The sequence below is a fragment of the Streptomyces capoamus genome, from assembly GCF_014654935.1.
In the GTDB taxonomy this organism is placed as follows: domain Bacteria; phylum Actinomycetota; class Actinomycetes; order Streptomycetales; family Streptomycetaceae; genus Streptomyces; species Streptomyces capoamus.
Genome location: NZ_BNBF01000024.1, coordinates 97,566 through 103,698 on the forward strand (window position 1 = coordinate 97,566; position 6,133 = coordinate 103,698).

The following is a 6,133-nucleotide window of genomic DNA, read 5'->3' on the forward strand; positions in this document are numbered from 1 at the left end:
GTTCGACCTCCCACCCCGGCTCCTCTTCCTCACTCACACCGCACCCCCTGGTCGACAGGTCACGACAGCACAGGACGAGCGACGGACAGTGACCCTACGCAACCCGTCCGTCACTGTTCACAGGTAGCAGTCGCCGCCACTCTGAGTGATGTGAACCAGGAAATCTCCACCCACATCTCCACCCCCGTCCCCCACCTCACTGTCCGCCTCTCTCCCACCCCACGGGGCGCCCGGCTGGCCCGCCTGCTCGCGCGGGAGCAACTCCGCACCTGGGGACTCCCCCTGGAACCCGCGGAGCTGATCGTGGCGGAGCTGGCGGCGAACGCGGCCACGCACGGCCGGGTGGCCGGGCGGGACTTCCGGCTGACGATGTACGCCGTCGGGGACACGCTCCGTATCGAGGTGACCGACACGCGTGGTGACCGCGTCCCGGAGGCGCGGCGGCCCGCGCCGGACGCCGACGGCGGGCGGGGGCTGCTGCTCGTGGACGCGCTGGCGGAGCGCTGGGGCACGGCGCCGGGGCCCGCACCGCGCAAGACGGTGTGGGCCGAGGTCCGCGTGCGGGCTCAGGAGTGGCCGAGCTCCGCGGTCTCGTCGTCGCCGGCCTCCGGGACCGAGCCGGAGTCGCGGGCCGGGCGGAGCGGGAAGGGGTCGACCCGGGTCTCGTCGATGACCGGCGAGGCGGGCTGCGGGGGCTTGGGCATGACCGCCGCCTCCGAGTGGCCGCCGCAGCCGTAGGCCAGCGAGACGACCCGGCCGTCGGCCGGCGAGAACTCGTTGGCGCAGACGCCGAAGGCCTGGCCGAGGGAGCCGCCGATGGGGGCGAGGAAGCCGCAGCTCACGCAGGAGGCGGGGGCCGCCTGGGCCATCGGGGCCTTCGGCCCGAAGGCCTCCTCCCAGCGGTCGGCGGCGGCGCGCAGGCCGTAGCGGGACAGGACGCGCGCGCGGCGCAGGCCCAGTTCCTCGGCCACGGACGCGATGGTGCCGCGCGTGGGGACGGTCGGCTGGACGGCGGGGGCGCCCGGGGTGACGTCGGCGTCCTCGGCCTCGGCCAGTTCGCGCATCTCCTCGGAGAGCGGCGAGTTCGGCGGCGGCTCCTCCTCGCCCGTGTAGCCGGGTTCGAGGCGCAGGTCGTCCTGGTCGGTGGGGAGCAGGTCGCCGGGGCCGAGGTCGCCGGGGCGCAGGCGCTCGCTCCACGGCACCCACTCGGGGGCGAGCAGGGCGTCGGGACCGGGCAGCAGGACGACCTCGTCCAGGGTGACGATCTTGGCGCGAGAGGCGCGGGCCACCGTCACCGCCCAGCGCCAGCCCCGGTAACCCAGTTCCTTGCACGCGAAGAAGTGCGTGACCACCCGGTCACCCTCGGACACCACGCCGGCGTGCTCGCCGACCACGCCGGGCGCGGCGGCCTCCTCGGCGGCGGCGCGGGCGAGGTCGACGGCCTCGGCGCACAGACGGTCGGGGGTGCGGCTTCGCGTGGTCGCTGCGCTCACAGGTATCGCTTCTCTCCTACGCCGTCTCGTCGAGTGCGGCTGCCTCCGGCGGTTTCGCCGACGGAGCGGACCTGGGGACCGCATCGACGTCTGCATCCGCGCGCCTGGGCGCACCTCTGCCATCCATTCTGCGTTATGGCTGAGATAGGCACGCTACACCGGACAGGATTCGTGGATTTTCCCACCCGCCCCCGTCTGGGCCGACCGGGGCCGTACGCCGCCACGCGGGCCGTGTCCGCACTATCCGGTGCCATCTCGGGGCACTATGAACGTCGTGGCAGCCGCGGACAGGGCGAGTGGTCGGGGCGGCGGTGCGGGCCGGGTGGGCGGTGCCGTCCGCGCGGTCGGCCGTGCCCTGCACCTGCCGGTCAGGGGCGCGGCGCGGGGCATCCGCAGGGTGACGCACGCGCACGGCGCGGGCGAGTCGGGCCTGGGCAAACTGATCGAGCTGCACGCGGTGAACGGCGCCGGGGACGTCATGGTGACGGTGGCGCTGGCGTCCACGGTGTTCTTCTCGGTGCCGACGGACGAGGCGCGCGGGCGGGTCGCCCTGTACCTCGCCATCACCATGGCCCCGTTCACGGTCCTCGCCCCCGTCATCGGCCCCCTGCTGGACCGGCTGCCGCACGGGCGGCGGGCCGCGATGGCGGGGGCGATGCTGGCGCGGGCGCTGCTCGCGCTGGTGATCTCGGGGGCGGTGGCGGGCGGCGGCCTGGAGCTGTACCCGGCCGCGCTGGGGGTGCTGGTGGCGTCGAAGGCGTACGGCGTGGTGCGCAGCGCCGTCGTACCGCGGCTGCTGCCGCCGGGGTTCTCGCTGGTGAAGGCCAATTCCCGGGTCACGCTCGCCGGACTGCTGGCCACCGGTGCCGCCGCGCCGGTCGGGGCGGGCCTGCACGCCCTCGGCGATCCGTGGCCGCTGTACGGGGCGTTCGTGATCTTCGCTGCCGGGACGTTTCTGTCGTTCTCCCTGCCGCCCGCCGTGGACTCGGCGAAGGGCGAGGACGTCGCGCTGCTCGCGGCCGACGAGCAGCACCTGCGCGGGCCGTGCCGGGAGCGGGTGAAGCGGCCGGGGCTGCGGACGGTCGGGCCGGCCGTCACGCACGCACTGGGCGCCAACGCCGCCCTGCGCTGCCTGTCCGGCTTCCTGATCTTCTTCCTCGCCTTCCTGCTGCGCGAGCACCCACTGACCGGGGAGAGCGCGGCGGTGTCGCTGGGGATAGTGGGGGTCGCGGCGGGCGCGGGCAACGCCCTGGGCACGGCGGTGGGGGCGTGGCTGCGGTCCCGCGCCCCGGAGATCATCATCGTGACCGTCGTCATGGCCGTACTGGGGGCCGCGATGGTCGCCGCCGTGTTCTTCGGGGCGTTCCTGGTGGCCTGTCTGGCCGCGGTCGCCGGTTTCGCGCAGGCCCTGGCCAAGCTGGCGCTGGACGCCCTCATCCAGCGGGACGTGCCGGAGCTGGTGCGCACCTCGGCGTTCGCCCGCTCGGAGACGCTGCTGCAGATGGCGTGGGTGTTCGGCGGCGCGGTCGGCATCGTGATGCCGCTCGACGGCACGGTCGGGCTGCTCGTCGGCGCCGCGTTCGTGGCCGTCGGCTGGCTGGGCACGCTGCGGGGGCTGCTGGCCTCCGCGCGGCAGGGCGGGCGGGCGCGGGCGGAGCCGGCACAGGACCCGGTGTGACGTCGGCCGGCGTAACGAACCGGGCACGCCGCACCCCACGTGGGCGGACGGCTCCGGGGGCCCGATAGCCTTCGGCCATGACCACGCTGCAATCCGTTGTGCGACGCCGCCGCGCCGTCGCCGTTGCCGGCGCCGTTTCCGCCGGACTGCTCGTCCTGTCGGCCTGCGACAAGCCGACGCCCGTCGCGACGATCACCGTCGGCCGGGACTCGGTCAACTCCGAGGCCCTCTGCTACAACGACGGCAAGGCGCTGGACGCCGAGTCGCTCAGGAAGTGCTCCAAGAAGGCCGACGACGCCGAGTCCATCAAGGTCGGCCAGGACCAGACCGTCCGCATCGGCGTCGACCCGAAGATCGCGGACGCGGGCTGGATCCTCCTGGTCAACGGCCGCCCGGCCAGCGACCTCAGCAAAGAGACCTACCGCACCCTGCCCAGCAGCGTGTTCTTCGCCGCCCAGTACGGCACGCAGGGCGAGACCAACACGCTCGCGGTGCAGATGGGCGACGACAGGTCGAGGAAGGGCCTGTGGATCTTCAAGCTGAAGAAGGCCTGAGCACGACCTCCTTTCCGGTCCTCGTCGCCACCGCGGTCCCCGTCGAGCGGGACGCGGTGGCACGGGCGCTGCCCGGGGCCGCCGAGGAGATACGGCTGCCGGGCGGGTCCGTGCGCCGTACGGCCGCGGGCCTGGACCTGCTCGCCGCCGGTGTCGGCCCGGCGCTCGCCGCCGCCACCACCGCCGGCGCCCTCACCGCCGCCGCGCTGGCCGGCCGCCCCTACCGCCTGGTCGTCTCGGCCGGGATCGGCGGCGGCTTCCTGCCCGGGGCGCCCGTCGGCTCGCTCGTCGTCGCCGACGCGATCACCGCGGCCGACCTGGGCGCCGAGACCGCCGACGGCTTCCTCCCGGTCACCGAACTCGGCTTCGGGACCATCACCCACCGCCCGCCGGAATCACTCGTACGAGTCGTGTCCGAGGCCACCGGTGCCCGTACCGGCACGATCCTGACCGGCTCCACGGTCACCGGCACCGCCGACCGCGCCGCCGTCCTGCGCGACCGCCACCCCGGCGCGCTCGCCGAGGGCATGGAGGGCTTCGGGGTGGCGGAGGCGGCCGCCGCGCACGGCGTGCCCGTGCTGGAGATCCGCGCGGTGTCCAACCCGGTGGGTCCCCGGGACCGTGCCGCCTGGCGCATCGCCGACGCCCTCGCCGCCCTCACCGAGGCCTTCGGGAAGCTCGCGCCCGCATTGGAGAGTTGAAACCCATGACCAGTGAGCAGCGGCAGACCCTGCGGATCGCCTACTCCCCCTGCCCGAACGACACCTTCGTCTTCGACGCCCTCGCGCACGGCCGCGTGCCCGGCGCCCCCGCGCTCGACGTGACCTTCGCCGACATCGACATCACCAACGGCATGGCCGAGCGCGGCGAGTCGGACGTGCTGAAGGTGTCGTACGCCGTCCTGCCCTACGTCCTCGACGAGTACGCGCTGCTGCCGTGCGGCGGTGCGCTGGGCCGGGGCTGCGGGCCGCTGGTGCTCACCCGGGAGCCCGAAGATGGGGGCACCTCCCACGCTTTCGGCAGTGGGGGACTGACGGGCCGTACGGTCGCGGTGCCCAGCGAGAAGTCGACCGCCTACCTGCTGTTCCGCCTGTGGGCCGCGGACACCCTGCCGGGCGGGGTCGGCGAGATCGTGGTCATGCCGTTCCACGAGATCATGCCGGCCGTGCGGGACGGCAAGGTGGACGCGGGCCTGGTCATCCACGAGGCCCGGTTCACCTACGGCAACTACGGGCTGTACAAGCTCGCCGACATGGGCGAGCACTGGGAGCGGACCACCGGGCTGCCGATCCCGCTGGGCGCGATCATCGCCAAGCGGTCGCTGGGCGCCGAGACGCTGGGCCGGCTCGCCGCGGACGTCCGGGCCTCCGTACGGGCCGCCTGGGACGACCCCGAGGCCTCCCGGCCGTACGTCATGGCGCACGCCCAGGAGATGGACCCGGCCGTCGCCGACCAGCACATCGGGCTCTACGTCAACGAGTTCACCGCCGACCTCGGCGAGTCCGGTTACGCCGCCGTGCGCGGACTGCTCACCCGTGCGGCGGCCGAGGGGCTCGTTCCGCCCCTCGGCCCGGATGCGCTGTCGTTTCCCTGACGGTTCTAGACGTCCAGCTGGTCGGCGACCGCGCGGAGCAGGCCCGCGATCTTCTTGCCGGACGCCTTCTCCGGATAACGGCCCTTCTCCAGCATCGGCGTGATGTTCTCGAGAAGGGTCGTCAAATCCTGCACGATCGAGGCCAGCTCGTCCGGCTTCTTGCGCTGGGCCGCGGCGACCGACGGTGTCGGGTCGAGCACGGTCACCGAAAGGGCCTGGTCACCGCGCTGACCGGCGACGACGCCGAACTCCACGCGCTGTCCCGGCTTGAGCGCATCGACTCCGGCGGGGAGAACCGAGGAATGGACGAAGACGTCACCGCCGTCGTCGCGGGAGAGAAAGCCGAAGCCCTTCTCGCTGTTGAACCACTTGACCTTGCCGGTAGGCACGTCTGTCCTCGTCCTCGTACTCGTCGGGAAAACTACTTCGGAAACGGCTCTTGATAGCACTGGGGCGGGTCGACCATGACCCGCCGCCACCAAGCGCTACAAGGCTAATGGTCTCGGGGCGGGTGACAAGACGTCCCCGGGTTGTTCTCTCGCGCAGGGAACTACCCTGGTCGGGTGCGTGACAAAACCCGAACGAATTCCGCCGCACCCGGTGACCGGCTGATCCGCGCCGGTGCCGTCGTGTTCTTCATCGGCGCCGTGGCCACTCTCGTCACGGTGGCCCCGCTCCTGCTCGGCGCGAAGCCCTTTCCGACCTACATGTTCGGCCTGAGCATGCTCATGGCCGTCGGATTCCTGGTGGCCGGCGCCGGTGTGCTGCGGTCCGTCGCCGCCGGACGGCGTCAGGCGAGGGACACCGCGCCGGG

At 73.3% G+C, this 6,133-nt stretch carries 7 protein-coding genes and 1 pseudogene; 6 read left to right on the forward strand and 2 right to left on the reverse strand.

Annotated features, from left to right (window positions below; all coding sequences use genetic code 11):
- Positions 1-150: 150 nt before the first annotated feature.
- Positions 151-444: pseudogene (locus IE312_RS30650) on the forward strand (ATP-binding protein); the annotation flags it as partial.
- A gap of 122 nt (positions 445-566) precedes the next feature.
- Here IE312_RS30650 and IE312_RS30655 read toward each other — a convergent pair.
- On the reverse strand, positions 567-1,493 hold the full coding sequence (locus IE312_RS30655; RefSeq protein WP_189985521.1) for a DUF3027 domain-containing protein: 927 nt from the start codon (positions 1,491-1,493) through the stop codon (positions 567-569).
- A gap of 265 nt (positions 1,494-1,758) precedes the next feature.
- Between IE312_RS30655 and IE312_RS30660 the strand changes: the two genes are divergently transcribed.
- The 4 genes from IE312_RS30660 (at position 1,759) to IE312_RS30675 (ending at position 5,319) form a co-directional block, all read left to right on the forward strand.
- On the forward strand, positions 1,759-3,171 hold the full coding sequence (locus IE312_RS30660; RefSeq protein WP_229900626.1) for an MFS transporter: 1,413 nt from the start codon (positions 1,759-1,761) through the stop codon (positions 3,169-3,171).
- A 77-nt stretch (positions 3,172-3,248) separates the two neighbouring features.
- The gene (locus IE312_RS30665) at positions 3,249-3,725 is read left to right on the forward strand and encodes a DUF2771 domain-containing protein (protein ID WP_189985522.1); all 477 of its coding nucleotides are present in this window, start codon (positions 3,249-3,251) and stop codon (positions 3,723-3,725) included.
- Positions 3,698-4,426 (forward strand): futalosine hydrolase, encoded by a 729-nt coding sequence (locus tag IE312_RS30670; RefSeq protein WP_229900627.1) that lies wholly within the window; start codon positions 3,698-3,700, stop codon positions 4,424-4,426. Before IE312_RS30665 ends, IE312_RS30670 begins: the two co-directional genes overlap by 28 nt.
- Positions 4,427-4,431: 5 nt before the next feature.
- The gene (locus tag IE312_RS30675; RefSeq protein ID WP_189985523.1) at positions 4,432-5,319 is read left to right on the forward strand and encodes a 1,4-dihydroxy-6-naphtoate synthase; all 888 of its coding nucleotides are present in this window, start codon (positions 4,432-4,434) and stop codon (positions 5,317-5,319) included.
- A gap of 5 nt (positions 5,320-5,324) precedes the next feature.
- Here the strand turns inward: IE312_RS30675 and IE312_RS44045 are convergent, their stop codons facing one another.
- Positions 5,325-5,708, reverse strand: a complete 384-nt coding sequence (locus IE312_RS44045; RefSeq protein ID WP_189985524.1) for a cold-shock protein — start codon at positions 5,706-5,708, stop codon at positions 5,325-5,327.
- A 174-nt stretch (positions 5,709-5,882) separates the two neighbouring features.
- On the opposite strand from IE312_RS44045, the gene IE312_RS30685 reads away from it, so the two are divergent.
- On the forward strand, positions 5,883-6,133 hold a 251-nt coding region (locus IE312_RS30685; protein ID WP_189985525.1), incomplete at its 3' end, for a hypothetical protein.

Coding starts and splice junctions, on each gene's coding strand:
- IE312_RS30660 (WP_229900626.1), top strand. CDS start 1,759: ATGAACGTCGTGGCAGCCGCGGACAGGGCGAGTGGTCGGGGCGGCGGT.
- IE312_RS30665 (WP_189985522.1), top strand. CDS start 3,249: ATGACCACGCTGCAATCCGTTGTGCGACGCCGCCGCGCCGTCGCCGTT.
- IE312_RS30675 (WP_189985523.1), top strand. CDS start 4,432: ATGACCAGTGAGCAGCGGCAGACCCTGCGGATCGCCTACTCCCCCTGC.